At 62.8% G+C, this 23924-nt stretch carries 26 protein-coding genes and 1 pseudogene; 19 read left to right on the top strand and 8 right to left on the bottom strand.

Annotation, left to right across the window (positions count from 1 at the left end):
- Positions 1-32: 32 nt before the first annotated feature.
- Positions 33-1010, bottom strand: a complete 978-nt coding sequence (locus HGR_RS04165) for an NADPH:quinone oxidoreductase family protein (RefSeq protein ID WP_006296842.1) — start codon at positions 1008-1010, stop codon at positions 33-35.
- 214 nt (positions 1011-1224) lie between these two features.
- Between HGR_RS04165 and surE the strand changes: the two genes are divergently transcribed.
- From surE to rlmD, 4 genes are all read left to right on the top strand, one after another.
- Positions 1225-2025, top strand: a complete 801-nt coding sequence (gene surE, locus HGR_RS04160) for a 5'/3'-nucleotidase SurE (protein ID WP_006296841.1) — start codon at positions 1225-1227, stop codon at positions 2023-2025.
- A complete protein-coding gene (locus HGR_RS04155) occupies positions 2022-2930 on the top strand; it encodes a protein-L-isoaspartate O-methyltransferase family protein (protein ID WP_081463429.1) in 909 nt (302 codons plus the stop codon). The genes surE and HGR_RS04155 overlap by 4 nt, the downstream gene beginning before the upstream one ends.
- A 172-nt stretch (positions 2931-3102) precedes the next feature.
- Complete coding sequence (locus HGR_RS04150; protein ID WP_406564753.1) at positions 3103-4008, top strand: peptidoglycan DD-metalloendopeptidase family protein; 906 nt, start codon at positions 3103-3105, stop codon at positions 4006-4008.
- A gap of 7 nt (positions 4009-4015) precedes the next feature.
- On the top strand, positions 4016-5497 hold the full coding sequence (gene rlmD / locus HGR_RS04145) for a 23S rRNA (uracil(1939)-C(5))-methyltransferase RlmD (protein ID WP_006296838.1): 1482 nt from the start codon (positions 4016-4018) through the stop codon (positions 5495-5497).
- 178 nt (positions 5498-5675) lie between these two features.
- Here the strand turns inward: rlmD and HGR_RS04140 are convergent, their stop codons facing one another.
- Positions 5676-6092: a hypothetical protein gene (locus HGR_RS04140; protein ID WP_138922389.1), complete on the bottom strand. Its 417-nt coding sequence runs from the start codon at positions 6090-6092 to the stop codon at positions 5676-5678.
- 81 nt (positions 6093-6173) lie between these two features.
- Complete coding sequence (locus tag HGR_RS04135; RefSeq protein WP_006296836.1) at positions 6174-6860, bottom strand: Bax inhibitor-1/YccA family protein; 687 nt, start codon at positions 6858-6860, stop codon at positions 6174-6176.
- A 272-nt stretch (positions 6861-7132) separates the two neighbouring features.
- Here HGR_RS04135 and HGR_RS04130 point away from each other — a divergent pair, with 272 nt between their 5' ends.
- The 9 genes and pseudogenes from HGR_RS04130 to HGR_RS16990 form a co-directional block, all read left to right on the top strand.
- Entirely contained in the window at positions 7133-7540 is a 408-nt protein-coding gene (locus HGR_RS04130) for a GlcG/HbpS family heme-binding protein (RefSeq protein WP_006296835.1), read from the top strand.
- Positions 7541-7709: 169 nt separating this feature from the next.
- On the top strand, positions 7710-9644 hold the full coding sequence (gene thrS, locus HGR_RS04125; RefSeq protein WP_006296834.1) for a threonine--tRNA ligase: 1935 nt from the start codon (positions 7710-7712) through the stop codon (positions 9642-9644).
- A 95-nt stretch (positions 9645-9739) separates the two neighbouring features.
- Positions 9740-10348, top strand: coding sequence for a translation initiation factor IF-3 (infC, locus tag HGR_RS04120; protein ID WP_081463428.1), 609 nt, complete (start codon positions 9740-9742; stop codon positions 10346-10348).
- A 220-nt stretch (positions 10349-10568) separates the two neighbouring features.
- The gene (gene rpmI, locus HGR_RS04115) at positions 10569-10772 is read left to right on the top strand and encodes a 50S ribosomal protein L35 (RefSeq protein WP_006296830.1); all 204 of its coding nucleotides are present in this window, start codon (positions 10569-10571) and stop codon (positions 10770-10772) included.
- Between the two features lie 25 nt (positions 10773-10797).
- Complete coding sequence (rplT, locus tag HGR_RS04110; RefSeq protein ID WP_006296828.1) at positions 10798-11157, top strand: 50S ribosomal protein L20; 360 nt, start codon at positions 10798-10800, stop codon at positions 11155-11157.
- A gap of 122 nt (positions 11158-11279) precedes the next feature.
- Positions 11280-12389 (top strand): phenylalanine--tRNA ligase subunit alpha, encoded by a 1110-nt coding sequence (pheS, locus tag HGR_RS04105; RefSeq protein WP_006296827.1) that lies wholly within the window; start codon positions 11280-11282, stop codon positions 12387-12389.
- A 35-nt stretch (positions 12390-12424) separates the two neighbouring features.
- A complete protein-coding gene (pheT, locus tag HGR_RS04100) occupies positions 12425-14884 on the top strand; it encodes a phenylalanine--tRNA ligase subunit beta (protein ID WP_006296825.1) in 2460 nt (819 codons plus the stop codon).
- 40 nt (positions 14885-14924) lie between these two features.
- On the top strand, positions 14925-15248 hold the full coding sequence (locus tag HGR_RS04095) for an integration host factor subunit alpha (RefSeq protein WP_006296823.1): 324 nt from the start codon (positions 14925-14927) through the stop codon (positions 15246-15248).
- Between the two features lie 106 nt (positions 15249-15354).
- Positions 15355-15622, top strand: a pseudogene (locus tag HGR_RS16990) (MerR family transcriptional regulator); the annotation flags it as partial.
- 381 nt (positions 15623-16003) lie between these two features.
- Here HGR_RS16990 and HGR_RS17505 read toward each other — a convergent pair.
- The 3 genes from HGR_RS17505 to HGR_RS04080 all read right to left on the bottom strand — a co-directional run bounded on the left by HGR_RS17505 (position 16004) and on the right by HGR_RS04080 (position 17201).
- Positions 16004-16150 (bottom strand): hypothetical protein, encoded by a 147-nt coding sequence (locus tag HGR_RS17505; protein ID WP_006296821.1) that lies wholly within the window; start codon positions 16148-16150, stop codon positions 16004-16006.
- Positions 16151-16282: 132 nt separating this feature from the next.
- Positions 16283-16465 carry a hypothetical protein gene (locus HGR_RS04085; RefSeq protein WP_006296820.1) on the bottom strand — a complete coding sequence of 61 codons (183 nt, stop codon included), beginning with the start codon at positions 16463-16465 and terminating at the stop codon, positions 16283-16285.
- Positions 16466-16634: 169 nt separating this feature from the next.
- Positions 16635-17201 (bottom strand): NUDIX hydrolase, encoded by a 567-nt coding sequence (locus HGR_RS04080; RefSeq protein ID WP_006296819.1) that lies wholly within the window; start codon positions 17199-17201, stop codon positions 16635-16637.
- A gap of 93 nt (positions 17202-17294) precedes the next feature.
- Between HGR_RS04080 and HGR_RS04075 the strand changes: the two genes are divergently transcribed.
- From HGR_RS04075 to HGR_RS04055, 6 genes are all read left to right on the top strand, one after another.
- Positions 17295-19235 carry a propionate--CoA ligase gene (locus HGR_RS04075; protein ID WP_006296818.1) on the top strand — a complete coding sequence of 647 codons (1941 nt, stop codon included), beginning with the start codon at positions 17295-17297 and terminating at the stop codon, positions 19233-19235.
- Positions 19236-19430: 195 nt separating this feature from the next.
- Positions 19431-19742: a hypothetical protein gene (locus tag HGR_RS04070; RefSeq protein WP_006296817.1), complete on the top strand. Its 312-nt coding sequence runs from the start codon at positions 19431-19433 to the stop codon at positions 19740-19742.
- An 11-nt stretch (positions 19743-19753) separates the two neighbouring features.
- Positions 19754-20272 (top strand): hypothetical protein, encoded by a 519-nt coding sequence (locus HGR_RS17215; RefSeq protein WP_165493107.1) that lies wholly within the window; start codon positions 19754-19756, stop codon positions 20270-20272.
- A 227-nt stretch (positions 20273-20499) separates the two neighbouring features.
- The gene (locus HGR_RS04065; RefSeq protein WP_006296816.1) at positions 20500-21264 is read left to right on the top strand and encodes a hypothetical protein; all 765 of its coding nucleotides are present in this window, start codon (positions 20500-20502) and stop codon (positions 21262-21264) included.
- Positions 21265-21439: 175 nt separating this feature from the next.
- Entirely contained in the window at positions 21440-21856 is a 417-nt protein-coding gene (locus HGR_RS04060; protein WP_237701367.1) for a GNAT family N-acetyltransferase, read from the top strand.
- A gap of 10 nt (positions 21857-21866) precedes the next feature.
- On the top strand, positions 21867-22274 hold the full coding sequence (locus tag HGR_RS04055; protein ID WP_006296814.1) for a YciI family protein: 408 nt from the start codon (positions 21867-21869) through the stop codon (positions 22272-22274).
- Between the two features lie 9 nt (positions 22275-22283).
- Here the strand turns inward: HGR_RS04055 and HGR_RS04050 are convergent, their stop codons facing one another.
- Together HGR_RS04050 and HGR_RS04045 are read right to left on the bottom strand one after the other, a co-directional pair.
- Entirely contained in the window at positions 22284-23117 is an 834-nt protein-coding gene (locus HGR_RS04050) for a GntR family transcriptional regulator (RefSeq protein ID WP_006296813.1), read from the bottom strand.
- The coding region (locus HGR_RS04045) for an amidase family protein (RefSeq protein ID WP_006296812.1) at positions 23101-23924 on the bottom strand (824 nt) is incomplete at its 5' end. The genes HGR_RS04050 and HGR_RS04045, both read right to left, overlap by 17 nt.

The following is a 23924-nucleotide window of genomic DNA, read 5'->3' as shown; positions in this document are numbered from 1 at the left end:
TCGGAGCTTGACGCCGACCCACTTCGGGGTGCTCAGTTCACCAGCACCAGCTTGCCCTTGACCTGACGCGAGCCCATCAAGGCATAAGCCTGCTTCAGTTCACGCATGGCCAGCACGCGGTCGATGACCGGTTTGACTTTTCCCTGGGCGTACCACTGCGCGAGCGTCTGCATCATGGCTGCGTTGGACTTGGGCTCACGTCGGGCGAAGTCGCCCCAGAACACCCCGACCAGGGACGCGCCCTTGAGCAGGGGCAGGTTCATGGGCAGCGTGGGGATGGTCGGGCTGGCGGCGAAACCCACCACCAAGTAACGGCCACGCCAGGCGATGGAACGGAAGGCCGGTTCGGCGAGGTCGCCCCCCACGGGGTCGTAGATCACGTCCGGCCCCTTGCCCGCCGTGGCGGCCTTGATCGCCTCGCGCAGGTCCTGCGCGGCGTAGTTGATGCCGACGTCTGCGCCGATTTTCTTGCACAGCGCCAGCTTGTCCTCGCTGGACGCCGCGGCGATCACGCGCGCGCCCTGCGCCTTGGCTATCTGGATGGCCGCCGTGCCCACGCCACCGGCCGCGCCCAGCACCAGCACCGTCTCGCCCGCCTTGAGTTGGCCCCGGTCGATCAGAGCATGGTGGGAGGTGGCGTAGGTCATGATGAAGGCGGCCGCGTCCTCAAAGGGAAACCCGCTGGGCAGAGGCATGCAGCGGTCTGCCGGTGCCAGGGCGTGGGTCGCGAAGCCGCCCGTGCCGGTGAGGCAGGCAACGGCCTGACCCATCTGCAGATGCGTTACACCTTCGCCGAGAGCCCGCACCACGCCGGCGTACTCCGAGCCCGGAACAAAGGGCAGGGGCGGCTTCATTTGGTACTTGTTCTGCACGATCAGCAGATCGGGAAAATTCAGGCTGGCGGCCTTGAGTTCCAGCAATACCTCGCCAGGGCCTGGTTCGGGCGTGGCTTGTTCTTTCCATTCCAGTGCGTCGACGCCAATGGGGTTGCTGCAGAGCCAGGCATGCATGGGTGTCTCCTCGGGCTTACGTTGTTGTGTCGCGACGGTGTGAACGTTCGCGTTGATGGCGCGCGACGATCTTACGGCTTGGCATGGTGCGCTGGCTGTCCCAGTTGCGACCCACGGTAGGAGTGCCCGCGCAAGCTGCCCGCGGGAGCGGCGTAGTGGGTGCCGCAGCGGCCAGGAAAGACAACCGGGCCCTCGCCCCTACAATTTCGCCAACATGAAAATCCTGATCTCGAACGACGATGGCTACCAGGCGCCCGGTATCGTGGCGCTGTACGAGGCACTCAAGGACGTGGCCGAGGTCGAGGTGATCGCGCCGGAGCACAACAACAGCGCCAAGTCGAACGCGCTCACGCTCAACGCGCCGCTCTATGTCCATCACGCGTCCAATGGCTTTCGTTATGTCAATGGCACCCCGGCCGACTGCGTGCACATCGCGCTGACCGGGCTGCTGGGGTACCGGCCCGATCTGGTGGTCTCGGGCATCAACAACGGCGCGAACATGGGCGACGACACCATCTACTCGGGCACCGTGGGCGCCGCCATGGAGGGGTATCTGTTCGGCATTCCTGCCATCGCTTTTTCACAGGTGCAAAAAGGGTGGAAGCATCTGGACGCGGCGGCAGATCGGGCACGCGAACTGGTGCAACAACTGCTGGCACACCCCACGCCCAAGCTCAAGCCGTGGTTGCTCAATGTCAATCTGCCCAATCTGCCACGGGAAGAGCTCAAATCCACCAAGGTTTGCCGGCTGGGTCGTCGGCACGCGGCCGAATCCGTCATCACGCAGACCAATCCTCGGGGTGAAACCATGTACTGGATCGGTGGCGCTGGCCCCGCGCTCGACGACAGTGAGGGCACGGACTTCCACGCCGCCGCGCAAGGCCATGTCACGGTCACGCCGCTGAAGGTGGACCTGACCGACCATGAAGCACTGAGCTATTGGGCGCAATCGATCGCGCATCTTTCCGCAGCCGCCGAGGCGTCCGCATCGCCCGTGCTCAAGGCGGGCGCATGAGCCGCGCACGTCCGGGATTTCCCGTGCGCCTGGACCGTGCGGCAGGCACGCCAGCGGTCGGCGGTCTGCCTGGCGCGGGTCTGGCACGGGGGACGCAGCCTGCCCCTTCCCCAGTACAAGCCCACTCCTCGGTGGGCCATCTGACCCGTGCCACGCGGCCGGCGGCTAGCCACGGCTTGGATTCCCATGCCGTGCGTCAGGCCATGGTGAAGAAACTCGCCGCCCAGGGCATCCATGACGCACGGGTGCTCGAGGCCATGGGCCGGGTGGAGCGGCACCGCTTCGTGGACACGGCGTTGGCGCCCCAGGCTTATGAAGACACCAGCCTGCCCATCGGCCTGGGGCAGACGATTTCCAAACCCAATGTCGTCGCACGCATGATCGAATTGCTGCTGGACTGTCCGGCGCTGGCGCATGCGAGGGCCAAGTCCGCGCAGGACAACGAGCGCAGCGGTGGCCCCGCGCTCGCGGGCGGGGCGGGGCGCGTGTTGGAGATCGGCACCGGGTGCGGCTATCAGGCCGCCGTGTTGTCGTGTGTGGCGCGCGAGGTGTACAGCATCGAGCGCTTGCGTGGCTTGCATGAAAAAGCCCGCGAGAACATGCGAGGCCTGCGCTTGCCCAACGTGCACCTGCTGTTTGGTGACGGCATGGCGGGGTATGCGGCTGGCGCACCCTACGCGGGCATCATTGCCGCGGCGGGCGGGGAGGCGGTACCGCAAGCCTGGGTGGATCAGTTGGCCGAGGGAGGCCGCCTGGTCGCGCCGGTGCTGGCCATGACCGCGCATGGCGGTGCGAGCGGGGCTTCCACGCAGGCACTGCTGGTGCTCGACAAGACCGCAGAGGGCTTGCGTCATACCCTGTTGGAGGCTGTGCATTTCGTCCCCCTAAAATCGGGGATCGCTTGAGCCGTCACCCGAACGCTGGCGCTTGTCGCCTCGGGTGACTCTCGGACAACGGGTTGGCTTGTTGCAATCCATCCATTTCTCGAAGGACTTTGAACTGATGACCTCTGCGGATGCCATGCCAACGCGACCCCATACCACGCTGTTTTTGTGCTTCAAGCGCTACGCGGGGCTCATGGTTGTCGTGGCGATGGTTGCGGGATTGGCCGCGTGCGCTGCGGGCAACGGCCGCGCCCCCGTTGAGGCCCGCGAGGTGGCCGTCAACCGTCCAACCGTCGAATCACCCAGTTTTCCGCAGCGGGCCTCTGGCGCGTCCACTCCGACTCGGCCCTCCGCCAGTGGCGGCACTCGCCCTGTCAGCGGCAGCAGCGGTGCCAACCCTGCGGCCGTGGTGACACCCGTGCCCTCCGCCACGGTCGAGACGGCGGGCGGCGCCGACAAGCCTGGGTACTACACGGTGAAGCAGGGCGACAACCTTTACCGGATCGGCCTGGAGACAGGGCAGCACTGGAAAGATTTGGCGCGTTGGAATGGCCTGCCCGATGGTCATCAGATCGCCGTCGGGCAGGTGCTGCGCGTGATCCCGCCCGGCGAGACGCCCCAGCCGGATGACGATGCGGGCGACAAGGCCGCCAGCGCGCCACCGACTGCTGGCACGCCGACGTCGCGTCCGGTCACCAGCGTGGTGGTGGGCGGCGACGCGGCCTCCTCGGGTGGCTTGACGTGGATATGGCCAGTGTCCGGCCCGGTGATCGCCAGCTTCGACGGGCTGAAAAACAAGGGCTTGGACCTCGGGGGCGCGGCGGGCGAACCCGTGCTCGCCGCGGCGGACGGCCGCGTCGTTTACGCAGGGTCTGGGCTGCGCGGATACGGCAACCTCATCATCATCAAGCACAACAACACCTACCTCACGGCTTACGCGCACAACCGCGCTCTCTTGGTCAAGGAAGACCAAGCCGTCAAGCGCGGCCAGAAAATCGCCGAGATGGGCAACAGCGATGCCGACCGCGTGAAGCTGCACTTCGAGGTGCGCCGTCAGGGCAAGCCGGTCAATCCGGCCCAGTACTTGCCCAAGCGCTGAGTCTGTCATGTCCACAGTGTCTGTTTTCGAGGCCGCGTCCTCGTCGGCCAGCGCCGTGTCGCCGGGCTTTCCCGCCGACGCCTTGCACATCGAATCGCTGGACATCGAAGCCCAGGGCATCGCCCATCGCCGCGATGGTGACGATGGGGGCGATGCCAAAGGCAAGGTGGTTTTCGTCGAGGGCGCACTTCCGTTCGAAGTCGTCAGCGCCAACATCCACCGCCGCAAGAACAACTGGGAGCAGGGCACCGTCACGGCCATCCACCGAGAATCGTCGCAACGCGTGCGGCCCGCTTGCCCGCATTTCGGTCTTCATGCCGAGGCCTGTGGCGGCTGCAAGATGCAGCACCTCGAGCCGTCGGCGCAGGTTGCGGTGAAGCAACGCGTGCTGGAAGACAACCTCTGGCACTTGGGCAAGGTGCGCCCCGAGGTGCTGCTGCGACCGATCGAAGGGCCTGCCTGGGGCTACCGTTACCGTGCTCGCCTGTCGGTGCGGCACGTGCGCAAGAAGGGCGAGGTGCTGGTGGGTTTCCACGAGCGCAAGAGCCGTTACGTCGCCGACATCAAGACCTGTGCCGTGCTGCCTCCGCATGTCAGCGCCATGTTGATGCCCCTGCGGGCCTTGATCGCCTCGATGGAGGCCATAGAAACTTGTCCGCAGATCGAATTGGCCTGCGGTTTCAACTTGGCCGGTGAACTGGTGACCGCGCTGGTATTGCGCCATCTGGAGCCCTTGAGTCAGGGCGATTTGGCCAAGCTGCGGGCGTTTGCCAGCGCCCATGGCGTGCAGTGGTGGCTGCAGCCCAAGGGCCCGGACACGGTGCATCGGCTGGACGAACAGGATGGCACCGTCCCCCTGGCCTATGGCTTGCCTGAATTCGGCATCGAGATGCCTTTCAAACCCACGGATTTCACGCAGGTCAACCCGCATATCAACCGCGTCTTGGTGACGCGAGCCCTGCGCCTCCTGGACGTGCAATCGAGCGAACGCGTGATCGACTGGTTCTGCGGCCTGGGCAATTTCACGCTGCCGCTGGCCACGCAGGCGCGTGAGGTACTGGGCATCGAGGGCAGCGAGGCACTTGTCGCGCGTTCTCGTGAAAACGCCAGCTACAACGCACAGCGGCGAGCCGCGCCCTGGACCCCGCTGGCGCCAACCCGGTTCGAAGCGCGCAATCTTTTTGAACTGGCCCCCGCGGACTTGCTGAGTTACGGCGTTGCGCAGAAATGGCTGGTCGATCCACCGCGGGAAGGCGCGTTCGCCCTGGCCAAGGCCTTGGCCGACTTCGTTCAAGCGCCGGAAAGTGCGCCCGGCTACGTCTTGCCACGGCGCATCGTCTATGTGAGCTGCAATCCCGCCACCCTCGCGCGGGATGCGGGCCTGCTGGTGCATCAGGCAGGCTATCGCTGCACGGCTGCGGGGGTGGTGAACATGTTCCCGCACACCGCGCATGTGGAAAGCATCGCTGTTTTCGACTTGGATGCGTGAGCGCCGGGTGGCGTGGCTCTTAAGCCTTCCGCCGTTCATGCCGGGCGAGATATCGCTGGTGCGGCGTGCCTGAGCTAGTCTCATGGCTTTGAGTCTCACAGTTTCATCCGCCCATGAAAAAACGCACCCGAGGGTGCGTTTTTCTGAGTAGAAGCGACCGGCGCTTCAGCTTGGGAGCTCAGAGCCTGATGCCGGACTTCTTGTCCGTTGCTGCCTTGCTCTTGCTGCCTTCGGTGTTCTTGACCTCGGGGCCTGTCTGACCCTGTGGATGCAGCGGCGCCTGGGCCTGTGCTTCGACGGGAGCGCCTGCTTGCCCCTTGATGTCGTTTTCGCGCATGTACTGGTCCATTTCGCGCCAACCTTCCAAGATGGCGGTTTTCAGGGCCTTGGGGTTGTTCGTGTAGCACTCCTCCAGGCCTCGCAACGCGTAGCGGCAGGCATTGCCGATGGCCTTGCTGTCCGCTTCCCGCATGGCGATGCGCGGATCGGGAGCGACGCCCGGGATGTCGCAGGCGGCCAGCAGCAGCGCTGCGGACGAAATGGCCAGGACGCGGAGGGAAAAGCGCAGCTTCATGACGGGGGCGATACGTGACATTGGTTCTTGTATCGGCAGAAGCTGCGCGGGCTTGAGCGGGAAATCGCGGACTCTGGAAAATCACTCCGCGATTTCCTCTCCTTATTCGCGTTCGCCGCCCATCAGGCCCAGCAAGGCCAGCAGGCTTTGGAACACATTGATGATGTCCAAGTACAGAGCCAGGGTGGCGCTGATGTAGTTGGTTTCACCGCCGTCGATGATGCGCTTCAAGTCATACAGCATGAAAGCGCTGAAGATGCCAATGGCCAGCACGGAGATGGCCATCATCCCCACGGACGATCCGACGAAGACGTTGATGATGGAGCCCACCATCAGCACGATGGCGCCGATGAAGAGCCATTTGCCCATGCCCGACAGGTCGCGCTTGATCACCGTGGCCAGACTGGCCATCACGAAGAACACGCCCGCGGTGCCCGCGAACGCCGTCATCACCAGATCAGCGCCGTTCTTGAAGCCCAGCACCATCGCGATCAGGCGCGACAGCATCAGGCCCATGAAGAAGGTGAAGCCCAGCAGCACGGGTACGCCCGCGCCGGAGTTCTTGGTCTTCTCGATCGCATAGATGAAGCCAAAGGCACCACCGAGAAAGACGATCAATCCCAGGATGCCGTTAAGGTACATCGTGATGCCCGTGGCCACGCCGATCCAGGCGCCGGCGACCGTGGGCAGCAGGCTGAGCGCGAGCAGCCAGTAGGTGTTGCGCAACACCTTGTTGCGCTCGACGGCGGGCAGGGCCGCGCCGTAATAGCTGGGGACGCGTTCGTTCATGGTCAGCTCCTTCAAATGTTCTGTGAGATGTAAATGGGTCTCTGCAGCGGGAATTCTAGGGTCAAACCCCCGCACTCATCCCAATCCATCACGGTGCCTGTTGGTATTGGAGTGTGGATGCTCAAGCACGATTCCCTGCTTTTTTCTCAAGGCTGTTTTGCCGGGGGCGTAGCTTGAGAGGGAGGGAGCTCGCGTCAAAACACCGGCTTGCGCGTTATGCTGCGAACTGTTGTTTTTCATCATCATTCTTTTTTACTTTCCAAGGCCTAGCCATGCAAACCCGATCCGCACTCGAACTGGACGACATCAAGAAAATCGCAGCCGCCGCCGAGGCCGAAGCACGCAAAAACAACTGGGCCGTGACCATTTCCATCGTGGACGAGGGCGGGCATTTGTTGTGGCTGCAGCGTCTGGATGGCGCGGCGCCTGTGTCGGCCCACATTTCCCCCGCCAAGGCTCGGACCGCTGCCTTGGGGCGGCGTGAGAGCAGGGTTTACGAAGAGGTGATCAACGGCGGGCGCTACTCCTTCCTGAGTGCCCCGACGCTGGAGGGCATGCTCGAGGGCGGCGTGCCCATCCTCAAGGATGGTCATTGCCTGGGGGCGGTGGGCGTCAGCGGCGTGAAGTCGACGGAGGACGCGCAGATCGCACGCGCCGGCATTGCGGCCATTGGGCTTTGAGTGCTGTGGGCTTCGCCGCCCACGCGTTATGAGCGTGCCGACAGGCGGTTTCGGCGGGTCAGGGCCTGCTGTGCCGTCGCAAGGCCCTAGAATCGAGCGCAGTTTCATCCCCACGAAGAACAAGGCGCGGTGAATTTCACCGCGCCTTGTTGATTTTCACGACGACAACATGGTCCAGATCACGCTTCCAGACGCTTCGCAACGCCAGTTTCCCGGCCCGGTGACGGTGGCCGAGGTAGCGGCCTCCATTGGCCCCGGCCTACTCAAGAACACCGTGGCGGGCAAGGTTGACGGCCGCCTGGTGGATGCCAGCGATCTGATTGACCATGACGCAAAGCTCCAGATCATCACGCCCAAGGACCCAGAGGGTGTCGAGATCATTCGCCATTCCTGCGCCCACCTCGTGGGACATGCGGTGAAGCAGCTGTACCCGACGGCCCGCATGGTCATCGGTCCGGTGATCGAAGAAGGCTTTTATTACGACATTTCCTACGAGCGCCCCTTCACGCCTGACGATGTGGCGGCCATCGAGGCGCGCATGAAGGCGCTGATCGCCCAGGACTACGACGTGGTCAAGAAGATGACGCCGCGTGCGGAGGTCATTGAGGTGTTCAAGCAGCGTGGCGAAGACTACAAGTTGCGCCTGATCGAGGACATGCCCAATGAGACCGCCATGGGCCTGTACTACCACCAAGAGTACGTGGACATGTGCCGTGGCCCCCACGTGCCGAACACGCGTTTCCTCAAGGCCTTCAAGCTCACCAAGCTGGCTGGCGCCTACTGGCGCGGTGACTCGAAGAACGAGCAGCTGCAGCGCATCTATGGCACCGCTTGGGCGGACAAGAAGGACCTGGACGCCTATATCCTTCGCATGGAGGAGGCCGAGAAGCGAGATCACCGCAAGCTCGGCCGCGAGTTGGACCTGTTCCATCTCGATGAGCATTCGCCTGGCACCGTGTTCTGGCACCCCAAGGGCTGGACGGTCTGGCAGGAAGTCGAGCAGTACATGCGCCGCGTGTACCGCGAAAACGGTTACCGGGAGGTCAAAGGCCCGCAGATCCTGGACAAGAGTCTGTGGGAGAAGACCGGCCATTGGGACAAGTACCGCGAGAACATGTTCACGACGGAAAGCGAGAAGCGCGACTACGCGCTCAAGCCCATGAACTGCCCGGGCCACATCCTGATCTACAAGCAGGGCGTCAAGAGCTATCGGGATCTGCCGCTGCGTTACGGCGAGTTTGGCGCGTGTCACCGCAACGAGCCGACCGGCGGTTTGCACGGCATCATGCGCGTGCGCGCGTTCACCCAGGATGATGGGCACATCTTTTGCACGGAAGACCAGATTCAAGCCGAAGTGAAGGCGTTCACGTCGCTGCTGCAAAAGGTTTACAAGGACTTTGGCTTCACGGAGATCATCTACAAACTCTCGACCCGGCCGGAGAAGCGCATTGGCTCCGAGGAGAGCTGGGACAGGGCGGAGAACGCGCTGGCCGAGGGGCTGCGCGCCAGCGGTTGCGAATTTGATTACCTGCCGGGCGAAGGTGCCTTCTACGGCCCGAAGATCGAGTACACGCTCAAGGATGCGCTGGGGCGCCAATGGCAGTGCGGCACGATCCAGGTGGATCCCAACTTGCCAGAGCGTTTGGATGCGGAGTTTGTTGGCGAGGACGGCGGTCGCCATCGCCCCGTCATGTTGCACCGCGCGATTGTGGGCAGTTTGGAGCGTTTCATCGGCATTCTGATCGAGCAGCATGGCGGCGCTTTGCCCGCTTGGCTAGCACCGACCCAGGTGGCCGTGCTCAACATCACCGACGCCCAGGCCGATTACTGCCAGGAAATCGCCCAAAAACTGCGCAAAGCACTGCCGAATCAAGAACTTAGGGTCGAGACCGACCTGCGCAACGAGAAAATTACGTATAAAATACGGGAGCATTCGATGCAGAAGCTGCCTTTCATCCTGGTCGCCGGTGACAAGGAAAAGGCAGCGGGTGCCGTCGCGGTGCGCGCCCGGGGTAATAAAGACCTCGGCGTGATGTCCCTAGATGCGTTCATTCAGTTGATCGCTCAGGACATTGCCCACAAGACTGCTGACCACGCCGTGTGACGTTTAGTGTCGCGAGGTGTGCTGGTTTGATTTGTGCGCGCGCGCCGAGACGGTTGAGTCGTTTTTGACGACGATTTTTGTAAAGGATTTGAGCCATCGCTACTGAATTTCGTGATCGCCGCCAGCGCGAAGAGCGTAAGCACCGCCTGAACCGTGAAATCATGGCCCCCGAGGTTCGCATCTCCGGGCCGGACAATGAGCCGATGGGGGTGGTGAGCTTGGCGGAGGCCCTGCGCCTAGCTGGTGAAATGGACGTTGACTTGGTGGAAATTGTGCCCACCGCCGTTCCTCCCGTCTGTCGTCTGGTGGACTACGGCAAGTTCAAGTACCAGGAGCAGAAGAAGGCCGCTGAAGCGAAAGCGAAGCAGACGGTGATCGAGGTCAAGGAAGTCAAATTCCGGCCTGGCACCGACGATGGTGACTACAACATCAAGCTGCGCAACATCAAGCGTTTCCTCGAGGAGGGTGACAAGGTCAAGATCACCTTGCGCTTCCGTGGACGCGAGATCACGCACCAAGAGTTGGGCATGGCCATGCTGGACCGCATGCGCGCCGATCTGGGAGACCTCATCGTGGTCGAACAGATGCCCAAGCTTGAAGGCCGGCAAATGATCATGATGATCGCACCGGGCAAGAAAAAGGCCGGTGGCGGCGAGAAGGCTGCTGCGGCGAAGCCTGTGGCAGAAGCTGCAGTGCAAGGTTGAGGAGTTTCCCCGCAGGTTGAAAAACCGGCGGGAAATACCGGGAGGTTCAATCTTCCCGGTGTGATGGGCCGGTTCCAACCGCCCATCTTGATAGCGACGGGCCGTAAGGCCCGTCGCGTCAAAGTGGGGGGTTAATCCCTCCGCACAAGTGGCTCGGGGCCATCAAGTCTGCATCGGTTTTTGCAGCGCCTCACGAGCACAAAGCAATAGGAGCATGAAAATGCCCAAGATGAAGACCAAGAGCGCGGCGAAGAAACGCTTCCGCGTTCGTCCCGGTGGTACCGTCAAGCGCGGTCAAGCCTTCAAGCGTCACATCCTGACCAAGAAGACCACCAAGAACAAGCGCCACCTGCGCGGTGCGGTCAATGTGCATGCGACCAACATGGGTCACATGGCGCAGATGCTGCCCGGCCAAGGCCTGTAATCAACGACGAACAAGGAGTTAGAACATGCCTCGCGTCAAACGTGGTGTAACGGCCCGTGCCCGTCACAAGAAAGTCCTGAACCTCGCCAAGGGTTTCCGCGGTCGCCGCGGCAATGTGTTCCGCATTGCCAAGGAAGCGGTGATGAAGGCGGGCCAGTACGCCTACCGTGACCGCCGTGCCAAGAAGCGCGTCTTCCGTCAGCTGTGGATTGCCCGTATCAACGCCGCTGCGCGTCAATGCGGTCTGACCTACAGCCAGTTCGCCAATGGCCTGAAGAAGGCCCAGATCGAGATCGACCGCAAGGTGCTGGCCGACATCGCCGTCAACGACATGGCGGCTTTTGCCGGCATCGTGGAGAAAGTCAAGGCCAAGCTGGCTGCTTGATCTGCATGCGCTGTGCCGCCTGGTTCCAGACCGGGCTGCGCGGTTCAGGAAACAAGGGCTGGAGCTTGAATAAGCTTTGGCCCTTTTTCTTTTCCGTTTCCCCCTAGCTTTTACATCCCATCATGAGCGACATTCCGGCCGACCTTGGCGCCATCGTTGGCAGCGCGCGAGACGCCTTCGCGCAGGCCATCACCCCCGCCGATCTTGAGAACGCCAAGGCGCGTTTTCTCGGCAAGGCTGGTCAGATCACCGAATTGATGAAGGGCATGGCCGCCTTGTCCGTGGACGAGAAGAAGACGCGCGGCGCTGCCATCAACCAAGCCAAGCAGGCCATCGAGACCGCTCTCAATGCCCGTCGTCAGGCGCTGGCCGATGCTGAACTAGCCGCGCAACTGAAGGCCGACGCGCTGGACGTGACCTTGCCGGGTCGCGTGCGCGGCGGCGGTGCTGCCGGCATGGGGGGCGGGCTGCACCCTGTGTCGCTCACGACCGAACGCATCGAGTCCATCTTTGCTTCCATGGGCTTCGCCGTGGCCCAGGGCCCGGAAATCGAGGCCGACTGGTACAACTTCACCGCGCTCAACACGCCCGAGGACCATCCCGCGCGCTCCATGCATGACACCTTCTACGTGGAAGGTGCGAACGGCGTGACGGATGCCAAGGCGCCGAATCTGCTGCGCACCCACACCAGCCCTGTTCAAGTGCGCCACGCCCTCCAGCACGTCGCCGCGCATGAGGCCGCGAAGCAGGCGGGTCGGCGTGCAGCCGATCAGCCCATGCCCGAAATCCGCGTGATCGCCCCCGGCCGCACCTATCGCGTGGACAGCGACGCTACCCACTCGCCCATGTTCCACCAGTGCGAGGGCCTGTGGATCGGCGAGAACGTGAGCTTCAAAGACCTCAAGTACCTGTTCACCGAGTTCTGCCGCACCTTCTTCGAAAGCGATGACCTGGTGCTGCGTTTCCGCCCCAGCTTCTTCCCCTTCACCGAACCCAGCGCGGAGATCGACATCCAGTTCCAGCACGGCCCCCTGGCCGGTCGCTGGCTGGAGGTGGCCGGTTCTGGCCAGGTGCATCCGAACGTGGTGCGCAACATGGGCCTGGACCCCGAGCGCTACATCGGCTTTGCCTTCGGCATGGGCCTGGACCGCTTCACCATGCTGCGCTATGGCGTGAATGACCTGCGCCTGTTCTTCGACGGTGACCTGCGCTTCCTGCGCCAGTTCCAATGAAGCTGCTCGTTCCCGCCCACGATTGAGATAAGTCCATGCAATTCCCCGAATCCTGGTTGCGCGAGTTCTGCAACCCGCCGCTTTCCACCCAGCAATTGGCCGATACACTGACCATGGCCGGCCTGGAAGTGGAGGAACTGACCCCTGTCGCGCCGCCCTTCACCAAGGTGGTGGTGGCCGAAATCAAGGAAGCGGTTCAGCACCCCAACGCCGACCGTCTGCGTATCTGCCAAGTTGACATCGGATCTGCTGGGCAGGGCACGCTACTGAACATCGTCTGCGGCGCGCCCAACGCCCGCGCGGGCATCAAGATCCCCTGCGCCCTGGTCGGCGCTGAACTTCCGCCCGCCGATGATGGCGATGGCAAACCTTTCCAGATCAAGCTGGGCAAGCTGCGTGGCGTGGAAAGCCAGGGCATGCTGTGCTCGGCGCGCGAGCTCAAGCTTTCGCAGGATCACGGCGGCTTGCTGGAGCTGCCCGCCGACGCGCCCCTGGGCCAGGACATCCGGGAGTACCTGAAGCTGGACGACATGCTGTTCACGCTCAAGCTCACGCCCAACCTGGCACATTGCCTCAGCGTCTACGGCGTGGCGCGCGAAGTCGCCGCGTTGACCGGCGCACCGCTCAAGACCCCGGTCATCGCCGCGGTGGTGCCGAAGATCCAAGACGTGCAGCCGGTGAAGGTCAGCGCGCCCGACCTTTGTGGACGGTTCTCGGGCCGCATCGTGCGCAACGTCAACACCAAGGCGGCCACGCCGCAGTGGATGGTCGACCGCCTCGCGCGTTGCGGTCAGCGCAGCGTCACGGCCCTGGTGGACATCTCGAACTACGTGATGTTCGAATACGGTCGGCCCAGCCACATCTTCGACCTGGACAAGATCCATGGCGCCATGGACGTGCGCTGGGGCAGGCCTGGCGAACAGCTCAAGCTGCTCAACGGCAACACCGTGACCGTGGACGGCGAGGTTGGCGTGATCGCCGACGACCAGGCCCTGGAATCCCTGGCCGGCATCATGGGTGGTGACGCGACCGCCGTGTCGGACGACACCAAGAATGTGTACGTGGAGGCTGCCTTCTGGTGGCCCAAGGCCATCGCTGGCCGCTCGCGGCGCTACAACTTCGCCACCGATGCTGGCCACCGCTTCGAGCGCGGCGTGGACCCGGAGTTGACCGTCGCGCACATCGAGCGCATCACTCAGCTCATCGTCGAGATCTGCGGCACGCCCGAAACCGTCTGCGGCCCCATCGACGACCAGCAGCCCCGCATGCCGGTGGCCCAGCCCGTGCGCCTGCGCGTGGCGCGCGCGGCCAAGGTGATTGGCATGCCGCTGACCCAGGCCCAGTGCGTGGATGCCCTCAAGCGTCTAGGCCTGTCCTTGGTGGAAGGCGAGGGCGTCATCACGGTGACGCCCCCGCTGTACCGCTTTGACTTGCAGCTCGAAGAGGACCTGATCGAGGAGGTGGCTCGCTTGATCGGTTACGAGCACCTGCCGCACACACCGCCGCAGGCCCCGGTAACGCCGCAGCAGCGGCCCGAGGCGCAGCGCAGCCCGCACGCGGTGCGTCGCTTGTTGGCCGTGCTGGGTTATCAGGAGACCATCAACTACAGTTTCGTCGAGGAGCGCTGGGAGCGTGAACTCGCGGGCAACAGCCAGCCCATCAAGTTGCTCAATCCCATCGCCAGCCAGATGAGCGTGATGCGCTCGTCGCTGCTGGGTTCGCTGCTGCAGGTGCTCAAGTTCAACCTGGACCGCAAGGCCCCGCGCGTGCGCGTGTTCGAACTGGGCCGCGTCTTCATGCGCGACGCCAGCGTGCAGGACAGCCACGTCAGCGTGGCCGGCTTCGATCAGCCCATGCGCCTGGCGGGCCTGGCGGCCGGTCCGGTGGATGGCCTGCAATGGAGTGGTGCGACGCGTCCAGTCGATTTCTATGACGTGAAAGGCGAGGTGGAAGCCTTGTTGGCTCCGCGTCAGGCGGTGTTCGAACCTGCCGAGCATCCGGCCTTGCACCCTGGGCGCAGCGCGCGCGTGCTGCTCAAAAGCGCGCGAGGCCTGGAACCGATCGGCTTTGTGGGCGAACTGCATCCGCGCTGGAAGCAGGCCTACGAGCTGTCCATGACGCCCGTGCTGTTCGAACTGGCGCTCGACGCCGTGCAGGCCCGCGACGTGCCCGCGCTGCGGCCCATGAGCAAATTCCAGGCGGTGGAGCGCGATTTGGCCATCATCGTCGCCCAGGACGTGACGCATGCCGCGCTGATGCGTGCCATTCAGGCCGCGCCCACGGCGGGCTTGCTGCGCGACGCGGTATTGTTCGACATCTACCGGGCCAAGCCGGGGCAAATGTCGGCCGGATTGGCGGACAATGAAAAGAGCTTGGCCGTGCGCTTGACCTTCAGCGACACGGAAGCCACATTGACCGATGAGCAGGTGGACACCGCCGTGCAGGCCGTGCTGGCCTCCTTGCAGCAGCAGCTCAGTGCGCGTCTGCGGGCCTGAACGGTTTCAGCGATTGGAAGCAGAAGGGCGAAGGATCATCATGGACATTGCCGTCGAAAGCCTGGAAACCCCTGCCTTGACCAAGGCGCATCTGGCCGAATTGCTCTTCGAGCAGATCGGCCTGAACAAGCGCGAGTCCAAGGACATGATCGATGCCTTTTTTGATCTGATCGCCGAGCGCCTCACGGAGGGGCAGGACGTGAAGATTTCTGGTTTCGGCAACTTCCAAATCCGCACCAAGGCGGCGCGTCCTGGGCGCAATCCTCGCACCGGCGAGGCGATTCCCATCGAGGCGCGCAAGGTGGTGACCTTCCACGCCAGTCACAAACTCAAGGAACAGATCCAGGCCTGGACCGACAGCTGAAGCCAAGGCGTGAAGTCCCGCGGTCCCTGGCTTGGAAAGCCGCGGGATTTGGGTTACCGTCACGGTCCACGCCTTTTCACACATTCAGCCACAGACCTGCGATTTCATGGAGTCACCGCTACCGCCCATCCCCGCCAAGCGCTACTTCACCATCGGCGAGGTCGGTGAGTTGTGCGGGGTCAAGCCGCATGTGCTGCGCTATTGGGAGCAGGAGTTCACGCAGCTGCGCCCCATGAAACGGCGCGGCAATCGCCGTTATTACCAGCACCACGAGGTGCTGATGATCCGCCGCATTCGGGATCTGCTCTACGACCAGGGCTTCACCATCAGCGGCGCGCGCAACAAGATGCAAGAGCTCCTGGCGGTGGAGCGCGAGAAGAAGCGCGGAGCGGATCTCGCCTTTGACCCCGCAGAAGTCGACGCCACCCTAGACACGGCGGAGTCGCTTGCCGAGGCCTCTGCCACTGCTGCAGCGTGGGGTTCGGCGGATGATGCGCAGCGCTCGGCTGTCGTGGTTGCTGAGGCAGCCCGCCCGGCAGCCTCTGGCATGGTGGTCTCTGCCGGCCTTGGCCCGGTCAATTCCAGCGCCATCCCCAGGGAGCCTTTCGCCCCCATGGGTACAGCGGCGCCAGCGCAAATGCGGCAACTGCGGCGCGAACTCATCGCGATCCGCGAATTGCTGTCAGGAGATTGGTGAGGAAGGCTGCCTAAGCAGCAGGGCGACGGAGGCGATCAGCCTCGGCCCGAGAGCTCGGTCAGTGCGTGCGACTGAGGGGAATACGGGTAGGCTCCAGCTCGACCTTGTCCGCATTCACCGAGATGTTGGCCTCTTTGAGGTGGACCAGCAGGTCGTAACGCTGGATGATGATGTGATCCACCACCTCGGGTTTGCCGTGGTACATCACTTGGGTGCCTGGGCGAAAAAGCGGCAGGACGGCAGCGGGTTGTTCAGCGTTGGACACGTTGGATCACGCAAAAACAAGGTTGATGATTGTGCGCTGGGCCGACCTTTGCCCTCGCGCACCCGGCTTGACTCAGAAATTGACAGTCGGGAAGCCTGCAAGATACCACAGAACCAAGACCGAGATAAAGAGGGGCAGGCCGATACCAAGGAATGTGACGGCCATCAGCACAAACAGGCCGATCTGTGAAAACCAGTCCTTGAACAGGACGACCAGGTCTACATCCCAAAAATGCTCTTCGTATTTCTTGTTCATGGCGGTCTCCGTCGGTAACGGTCAATGGGGCAACAAGCCTCCACTGGCGCCGCATATGCATCGCCTGCGCATGGCCCATGCGTGCGGCGTGAGAAGCAATCTACTCCGATTTCGTGGTTTGTAAAGTCGGGAGAAACAAGGACTGCAGGCCGCAAGGGAAAACATCAATTCAGCCCAGGCTGAAGTCGCGCACCGGGTAAGGCTCAGCGCGCGGACTGTTTGCGTGGGCCTGGCTGTCGGCGAAGTAAAGCTTCAGCGTCTCGCTGACGGTGCGGAAGGCAATCTCCTCCCAGGGAATCTCGTGCTCCGCGAACAGGCGCGCTTCCACGGTTTCCGGCCCCGGCGCAAGGTGCGTGCTCAAAAGCCGGGCACGGTAGAACAGATGCACCTGCCCGACCCGGGGCACGCTGATGATGGTGTAGAGCCCCTGCATCTCGATCTGGGCGCCGGCTTCCTCGTCCGTCTCTCGGGCCGCGCCTTCAGCCGCTGTTTCCCCCAGTTCCAAGAAACCGGCGGGCAGGGTCCACTTGTTGCGACGGGGCTCGATGTTGCGCTTGCACAGCAGCACCTTGCCGTCCATCACGGGAATCGTGCCCACCACGTTGAGCGGGTTTTCGTAGTGGATGGTGCCGCAGGCGGGGCAGACGGCGCGTTCGCGCGTGTCGCCGTCGTCGGGAATGCGGTAGACCACGAGGGTGCCGCAGTGGCGGCAATGTTTGATGGGGCTGCGCAGCATGGGTAGGGGAATGGAGTGTCAGTCTGCTGCAAGTCCTGGACCAATAATTATCAGCCGGATTGCCAACCATAAATATTCGAGGAGATACCAACCATGTCCAGCACGCGCAGCCAGGCCTCATCCAGCTATGCGGCTTTCCATCAGCGCTCCATCACCCAGCGCGACGCCTTCTGGGCCGAGCAGGCCGGGCTGATTGACTGGCAGACCCCGCCCCGGCAGATCTGCGACTACAGCAAGCCGCCATTCGCCAAGTGGTTCGTCGGCGGCACGACCAACCTCTGCCACAACGCGGTGGACCGCCACCTGAAGGACCGGGCCCAGCAGCCCGCCCTGATCGCCGTCAGCACCGAGACCGGGCGGGAACAGGTCTACACCTTCGCCGACCTGCACCTGGAAGTCCAGCGCATGGCCGCCGCCTTGTTGAGTCTGGGTGTGACCCAGGGTGATCGGGTGCTGATCTACATGCCGATGATTCCCGAGGCCGTCTTTGCCATGCTGGCCTGCGCGCGCATCGGCGCCATCCACTCGGTGGTCTTTGGCGGTTTCGCCTCGGGCTCCCTGGCCACGCGCATTGACGATGCCGAGCCCAAGGTCATCGTCAGCGCGGACGCGGGTTCACGCGGCGGCAAGGTCACTGCCTACAAGCCCCTGCTGGACGAGGCCCTGCGCCAGTCCCGCCACCAGCCGGCCTCGGTCTTGCTGGTGGACCGGCAGCTCGCGCCCATGCCCCTGGTGCCCGGGCGCGACCAGCTCTGGAGCGCGCTGCGTGAACAGCACCTGTACACCCCCGTGCCCGTGGTCTGGGTCGACGCCACCCACACCAGTTACACGCTCTACACCAGCGGCACCACGGGCAAGCCGAAAGGCGTGCAGCGCGACACGGGCGGTTACGCCGTGGCCCTGGCAGCCAGCATGAAGTACATCTACGAAGGCCAGGCGGGTGAAACCTATTTCTCGACCAGCGACATCGGCTGGGTCGTGGGTCACAGCTACATCGTCTACGGCCCGCTGATCGCGGGCATGGCCACCATCCTCTACGAGGGCTTGCCCATCCGTGGCATGGACGGCCAACCCGACCCCGGCATCTGGTGGCGACTGGTCGAGAAGTACAAGGTCACGCGCATGTTCTCCGCGCCCACGGCCGTGCGCGTGCTCAAGAAGCAAGACCCGGTCTACTTGAAGCGCCACGACCTCTCCAGCCTCAAGGCGCTCTACCTCGCGGGTGAGCCGCTGGACGAGCCCACCGCGCAGTGGATCAGCGATGCCCTGCACGTGCCCATCATCGACAACTACTGGCAGACCGAGACCGGCTGGCCCATCCTCAGCATCGCCAACGGCGTTGAAAAAACACCCGGCAAATTCGGCAGCCCCGGCGTGCCCATGTACGGCTACGACGTCAAGCTCATCAGCGAAAGCACGGGCGAGGAACTGACCGGGCCAGACCAAAAAGGCGTGCTCGCCATCGAAGGCCCCTTGCCGCCGGGCTGCATGCAGACCGTCTGGCGCGATGACGCGCGCTTCGTCAACACCTACTGGAAGAGCATTCCCGGTCGGCTGATCTACAGCACCTTCGACTGGGGCGTGCGCGACCAGGATGGGTACTTCTTCATCCTCGGCCGCACCGACGACGTGATCAACGTGGCGGGTCACCGCCTGGGCACGCGCGAGATCGAGGAATGCATCGCCAGCCACACCAATGTGGCCGAGGTGGCCGTGGTCGGCGTGGCCGACGCGCTCAAGGGCCAGGTGGCCCTGGCCTTCGTGGTCGCGCGCGACGCCAGCGGCCTGGGCGAGGCGCAAGCGCGCCTGCGCTTCGAGGGCGAACTGATGCAGGTGGTGGATCGCCAACTCGGCGCCGTGGCGCGTCCGTCGCGCGTGCTGCTGGTCCAACTGCTGCCCAAGACCCGCAGCGGCAAGCTGCTGCGCCGCGCCCTCCAAGCCGTGGCCGAAGGGCGCGACCCGGGCGACCTCACCACGCTGGACGATCCGGGGGCGCTACAGCAGGTGAGGGAGTTGCTGGCGGGCAAGAGTTGAAGTTATGCGGCAAGGCGCAAGGGCGGGTGCCACTAAGGCGCGACTTCAATCTTGGGATGGCAGGATTCGGCCAGAAGCGGACGTCTATCTGACCGAACAACAGCGGTCATTTGATACCTCGTTCGGAGGATGGTTCAAGGCGATAAGCGTCCATAAAATCGACTCTTGCAATCTACACCACCTACGCATCACCAAATGACTTCTCAGGAAATCATTCGCCTCATTGAGGAAGACCTAAAAAACGCGGGCTCCATGTTCGTTTGGTCTGGTCGCCCTTTAGTGGAATGTCTACTCGATCCGAAAAAGCAACGATTCCTGAACAGCCACCAGAACAATACCCCGGAAGAGCTGTGGCTTGTCTTCGAAGAAGGCCCCAAATCCGGGGAAGGCTACAAGGTTGTTTACGACGAAGACCTCAAAATGTTTGGCCTTGCCGTGAATGGGATTTCCGAACCGGTACTCTTAGGGCTTTATGGGGGGTTCGTTGAGACATTGAACTCAATGTAAAGGCAAATCTCATGTATGTCGTATCCGGTGAGGACCATCCACGCGAGCTCTCATCTCTGCCTCAGTCCTCGATTGGCGCACCTTGTCCAATGCTCATAGCCGATGAGCACTCGCTGCGCATCGCGTTCTACTTAGAAGAAGACCGCCTCACCTCTGAATGGGCTTGTGCGACGGCTCTTTCTCCTTCTGTAGGTGATTCCGATGATCTGTGTGCAGTGGTCAAGTTCTCGATGGTCTACGCTCACATGTTTGGTCCACCTAATGACGAAGCCTTCTCCTCTCATCCCTTAGCTTCACGTGGGCTTTCTCCCTACGCCGCGTTTGAGGTAGTTCATTCGTCTTGGCTGCGCTCGCTTGAAAAAATGAACCAAATTCATCCATACCATCGACCTGAGCGCTTTTCACGGTACAAGCATTTCATACTCTCGTTTCATGACACCACGTTCGAATGCCTAGCCGAGTCCTTCGATGTTTCCTTGCGTCGCGGCAGCGTTGGGCGCGTACTCTCAATCGCCGCGAATGAGGACTGACACTCTGTGAGCTAACGTGTCACGCAAGCGCTACGTTCCGTATTAGGCTGCTCATGTCGAACAGCCAGCGTCCGATTTTCCAGTGGCCCAACTGCTGCAATAGGTAGAGGGTGACTAGCAAGACTGCGGCGATTCAACGTCAAAGACGTGATTGAAGCGATATCTAACATGTCGTTGACCAAAAATGCCCCACGGTATCGCACCGGTCAAATTTGAAGTTAGAAGCCATGAAGCTACATCGCATTCGATTTAGTATTAGTGATCTTCGAACAATCCCAGACGATGAGCGCCCACTGCTAATTGCATTAGCATTCGCCATCAACGAGATCACCGTTCTCAACAAGCTCGTAGCGATTTCCTCTCACATCTCGTCTGGCCCAACTTGGGTTGTCCAAGCCGAACTCGCACAGGCAATGATCCTTGCTCGAACACTCTTCGGAAAGTTGAGCGAATTCTGGGCGCTCGTTCAGAAGGGGTATCTCAAGTCGCCGTTATCGGCTCGGTATCAAGGTATCCTGCCCGAATCGGCATGCAAGTCGTTGGCTTCGCTCAAGCAGCACTTCGGGAAGAAGAGTCTTACGAACACGATTCGCAACACAATGGCCTTTCACTTCTCTCTCGAGCACGCGGGCGCTGAGATGCCCACTGAATTGCCAGGTGAGGAGCTATCCATCTACATGCATCCGAGTGTAGGCAACTCGCTATATCAATTTGCCGAACTACTGATGAATTTTTCGCTTTACGAAAAGATCGCCCCCTCCAATCCAGAGAAGGCAGCGCACGCCGTGTTTGAGGAGTTGTCTAAGGTCGTCGGGGATGCAAGCGACTTCGGTCAGTGGCTCATCATTGAGATCCTCGCGCGGAGCTTGGGGGATGCTCGACTGCAGGCCCTTGTGGACACCGTAGATGTGCCAACCCCACCAAGTTATCTCAGCTTGTCGCTGCCCTTCTATATTGAGATGCCTGAACCATCTCCAACGTATGGCGTCTAGTCCTTCAATCAACCGGCATCTAAAAGCTGGCAGAGTTTTCTGTTGGATGCTGCTTATATCGAATGTTGCGCGACTGTTTTTCTAATACCACGACCGACCGCAATGGGTCGGATGCACCCATCAAATTTTGTGCGATTCACCTGCGTAAGATGCTCGCATGGCATTCCTCCGCACCATGACAATCAGCGACTACGAGTCGGTCATTCAACTGATGAAAGACACGCCGGGTGTTTCCTTGCGCGATGCCGACTCGCGCGAAGCAACTGCGCGATACCTTGAGCGCAATCCCGGTATAAGCTTCGTGGCCGAGCATGGGGGGCGGGTCATTGGGTGCATCATGTGCGGCCATGATGGCCGCCGTGGTTACCTTCAGCATCTGGTGGTCCACGCTGAGCACCGAAGGCAAGGTATTGCGAACGCACTCGTCAGCCGTTGCGTGGCGAGCCTGGAGGACTTGGGCATCTTCAAGTCGCACATCGACGTCTTCAGGACGAACGAAGTCGCGCAAGCCTACTGGGAAAGCCAGGGCTGGATGCGTCGCACTGATATTCACCGCTACTCATGGGTCAGCAACGGCAACGCCAACGCCTGATCTTTCCATCATGATGAAGCATCAGTACCTGGTCATCTCACGCGGTAAGTGGGACGAAACCGCGACTCCAAAAGACGTCCAGCAAGCCATCGATCGGTTCTACGCGTGGTACGAAGGCCATCTGGTATCCGGCCGCATGCTGGAGGGCAGCAGGTTGCACATGGACGGCAAGCTGGTGACAGCGCGAGGCGTTACCGATGGTCCGTTCGCGGAGGCCAAGGAACTCGTGGGCGGCTATTGGTTCATCGTTGCCGACAGCCTGGACGAAGCCGCAGCGCTGGCTGCCGAGAACCCCTGCCTGGATTTCGGCCTTTCCCTGGAGGTTCGCCCTCTTGAACAGGCCAAAGCTATGGCGAAGGAAACGACCAACGAAACGCCTGATGCCTGGCGCGTCAAAGCGGAGTTGGCGTCTTCTTGAGCGCCAGCCTTACCCCAAGCCCAACAACTTCGCCAAGCTCTTCTCATCCCCCGGCGACACCAGCATCAAGTGCTGTTCCAGGTCGCGCAGGTGCTGGTCCATGAGCTTCACCGCGCCTTCGGCGTCGCCCTGGGCGATGCAGTCCACGATGCGTTCGTGTTCGTCGTGTTCGCAGGCCGCGTTGCCGGGCGGTTGGTGCACGGCGACGATGAGGGAACAGCGCGACACGATTTCGGCCAGGTAGCGCTGCAGGATGTCGTTGCCTGACAGTTCGGCCAGGCGCAGGTGGTAAGCGCTGGCCAGGCGGGCCCAGGCGGGCTGGTCGAAGCGGTGCATGGCCTCGTGTTCGGCGCGCAGCTGTTCGCGCAGGCCTTTGAGGTCGCGCGCGCTGGCGCGTTCGGCCACCAGGCGCACCACGGCAGCCTCCAGCGCACGGCGGGCTTCGAAGATCTGGCGGGTTTCCTCGCGCGTGGGCACGGCGACGATGGCGCCCCGGTTGGGGCGCAACTGCACGATGTGGTCATGCGCCAGCTTTTGCAGCACTTTGCGCACCACCGAGCGGCTGACCTGGAAGAGTTCACACAGCGGGGCCTCGGGCAGCTTGGTGCCGGGCTTGAGGCGCTGGCTCATCACGCTGTCGAAGACGGCCTGGTAGATGCGGGCCTCGATGTCGGCGCTGTCCTCGCCAAGTTGGTCTGCGCTGGTGTCCGGGTCCAGCGCAGGGGCTGCGGCGGGGCTGCGGCCCTTACCGTTGACGGTGACAGTGGGGGCGCCAGCGGTGCGCGTGGCGCGGCGGGTGCCTGCCTTGCTGGCGGGGGCGCGAGACTCAGTGGATTTGGGCATGCAGGCTGCGTGCGATTCGGATCAAGGCGAGGTCGCTGCCAGCGGGGCCGAGCAGGGACAAGCCCAGCATATCACCGGAGGCCGTGCGCACCGGCAGGCTGATCTGTGGCAGGCCGCACAGACCCGCGATGCAGGTGATGGCCATGGTGCGCAGGCGCACCGTGTCCACGGCGGCCGGGTCGGCGTCGCGCAGCGGGGGCAGGCTGGCGGCCGAGGGCAGCAGCAGCAAGCCGTCGTCACCCAGCAGCGCGCGTACCTGCGCGCGCACTTGCGCTTGCATGGCGCGCGCGGCTTCGGCGGCCTCGGCGCTGACCTGGCTCGCAGCGCGCCAGCGCCCTGCGATGGCGGGGGCGAAGGTCGGCTTGGCTTCGGTGATCCATGCGCCGTGCACCTGCCAGCCCTCAAAGGCGCCCGCGGTCACATAGGTCTGACGCCAGGCCGGCAGACCGGCTTCGCCCGCGATGCGCAGGTTCTCGGGCACGCAGGCGAGCAGTTGCGCCAGGGCCTCGCGCGCGCGGTGCAGGGGCGTGGTGAAGAGGTCGTCGGCCAGTTCCCAGGCGTCCAGCGGCAGCAGCAGGCGGCGTGGGCGGTAGCCGCTTTCGGGCAGCAGCACACGGCCCACGCGCTCGAAGACGTCGCTCTTGGCTGCCAGCCAGGTGGCGGTGTCGAAGCTGGGGTGCAGGGGTACGAGTCCCGCAGTCGAAACCAGGCCGTGCGTGCTGCGCAGACCCCAGAGGCCGCAGTAACTGGCGGGCACGCGGGTGGAGCCGCCGGTGTCCGTGCCCAGGGCGAAGTCCACCAGGCCCG

It is taken from the genome of Hylemonella gracilis ATCC 19624 (assembly GCF_000211835.1).
Lineage (GTDB): Bacteria > Pseudomonadota > Gammaproteobacteria > Burkholderiales > Burkholderiaceae_C > Hylemonella > Hylemonella gracilis.
Note: the sequence above shows the minus strand (reverse complement) of the source record. Positions and strands in the feature narration are given on the sequence as shown.

What these genes read in the sequence shown, in the direction of transcription:
- HGR_RS04065 (WP_006296816.1), top strand. Translation starts at nt 20,500, where the DNA reads ATGAAGCTACATCGCATTCGATTTAGTATTAGTGATCTTCGAACAATC.
- HGR_RS04150 (WP_406564753.1), top strand. Translation starts at nt 3,103, where the DNA reads ATGGTTGTCGTGGCGATGGTTGCGGGATTGGCCGCGTGCGCTGCGGGC.
- pheT (WP_006296825.1), top strand. Translation starts at nt 12,425, where the DNA reads ATGCAATTCCCCGAATCCTGGTTGCGCGAGTTCTGCAACCCGCCGCTT.
- HGR_RS04075 (WP_006296818.1), top strand. Translation starts at nt 17,295, where the DNA reads ATGTCCAGCACGCGCAGCCAGGCCTCATCCAGCTATGCGGCTTTCCAT.
- rpmI (WP_006296830.1), top strand. Translation starts at nt 10,569, where the DNA reads ATGCCCAAGATGAAGACCAAGAGCGCGGCGAAGAAACGCTTCCGCGTT.
- HGR_RS04050 (WP_006296813.1), bottom strand. Translation starts at nt 23,117, where the DNA reads ATGCCCAAATCCACTGAGTCTCGCGCCCCCGCCAGCAAGGCAGGCACC.
- thrS (WP_006296834.1), top strand. Translation starts at nt 7,710, where the DNA reads ATGGTCCAGATCACGCTTCCAGACGCTTCGCAACGCCAGTTTCCCGGC.
- HGR_RS04130 (WP_006296835.1), top strand. Translation starts at nt 7,133, where the DNA reads ATGCAAACCCGATCCGCACTCGAACTGGACGACATCAAGAAAATCGCA.
- rplT (WP_006296828.1), top strand. Translation starts at nt 10,798, where the DNA reads ATGCCTCGCGTCAAACGTGGTGTAACGGCCCGTGCCCGTCACAAGAAA.
- HGR_RS04095 (WP_006296823.1), top strand. Translation starts at nt 14,925, where the DNA reads ATGGACATTGCCGTCGAAAGCCTGGAAACCCCTGCCTTGACCAAGGCG.
- HGR_RS04080 (WP_006296819.1), bottom strand. Translation starts at nt 17,201, where the DNA reads ATGCTGCGCAGCCCCATCAAACATTGCCGCCACTGCGGCACCCTCGTG.
- HGR_RS04085 (WP_006296820.1), bottom strand. Translation starts at nt 16,465, where the DNA reads ATGAACAAGAAATACGAAGAGCATTTTTGGGATGTAGACCTGGTCGTC.
- HGR_RS04165 (WP_006296842.1), bottom strand. Translation starts at nt 1,010, where the DNA reads ATGCATGCCTGGCTCTGCAGCAACCCCATTGGCGTCGACGCACTGGAA.
- HGR_RS04135 (WP_006296836.1), bottom strand. Translation starts at nt 6,860, where the DNA reads ATGAACGAACGCGTCCCCAGCTATTACGGCGCGGCCCTGCCCGCCGTC.
- pheS (WP_006296827.1), top strand. Translation starts at nt 11,280, where the DNA reads ATGAGCGACATTCCGGCCGACCTTGGCGCCATCGTTGGCAGCGCGCGA.
- HGR_RS04070 (WP_006296817.1), top strand. Translation starts at nt 19,431, where the DNA reads ATGACTTCTCAGGAAATCATTCGCCTCATTGAGGAAGACCTAAAAAAC.
- HGR_RS04060 (WP_237701367.1), top strand. Translation starts at nt 21,440, where the DNA reads ATGACAATCAGCGACTACGAGTCGGTCATTCAACTGATGAAAGACACG.
- HGR_RS04055 (WP_006296814.1), top strand. Translation starts at nt 21,867, where the DNA reads ATGATGAAGCATCAGTACCTGGTCATCTCACGCGGTAAGTGGGACGAA.
- HGR_RS04140 (WP_138922389.1), bottom strand. Translation starts at nt 6,092, where the DNA reads ATGTCACGTATCGCCCCCGTCATGAAGCTGCGCTTTTCCCTCCGCGTC.
- surE (WP_006296841.1), top strand. Translation starts at nt 1,225, where the DNA reads ATGAAAATCCTGATCTCGAACGACGATGGCTACCAGGCGCCCGGTATC.
- HGR_RS17505 (WP_006296821.1), bottom strand. Translation starts at nt 16,150, where the DNA reads ATGTACCACGGCAAACCCGAGGTGGTGGATCACATCATCATCCAGCGT.
- HGR_RS04155 (WP_081463429.1), top strand. Translation starts at nt 2,022, where the DNA reads ATGAGCCGCGCACGTCCGGGATTTCCCGTGCGCCTGGACCGTGCGGCA.
- rlmD (WP_006296838.1), top strand. Translation starts at nt 4,016, where the DNA reads ATGTCCACAGTGTCTGTTTTCGAGGCCGCGTCCTCGTCGGCCAGCGCC.
- HGR_RS17215 (WP_165493107.1), top strand. Translation starts at nt 19,754, where the DNA reads ATGTATGTCGTATCCGGTGAGGACCATCCACGCGAGCTCTCATCTCTG.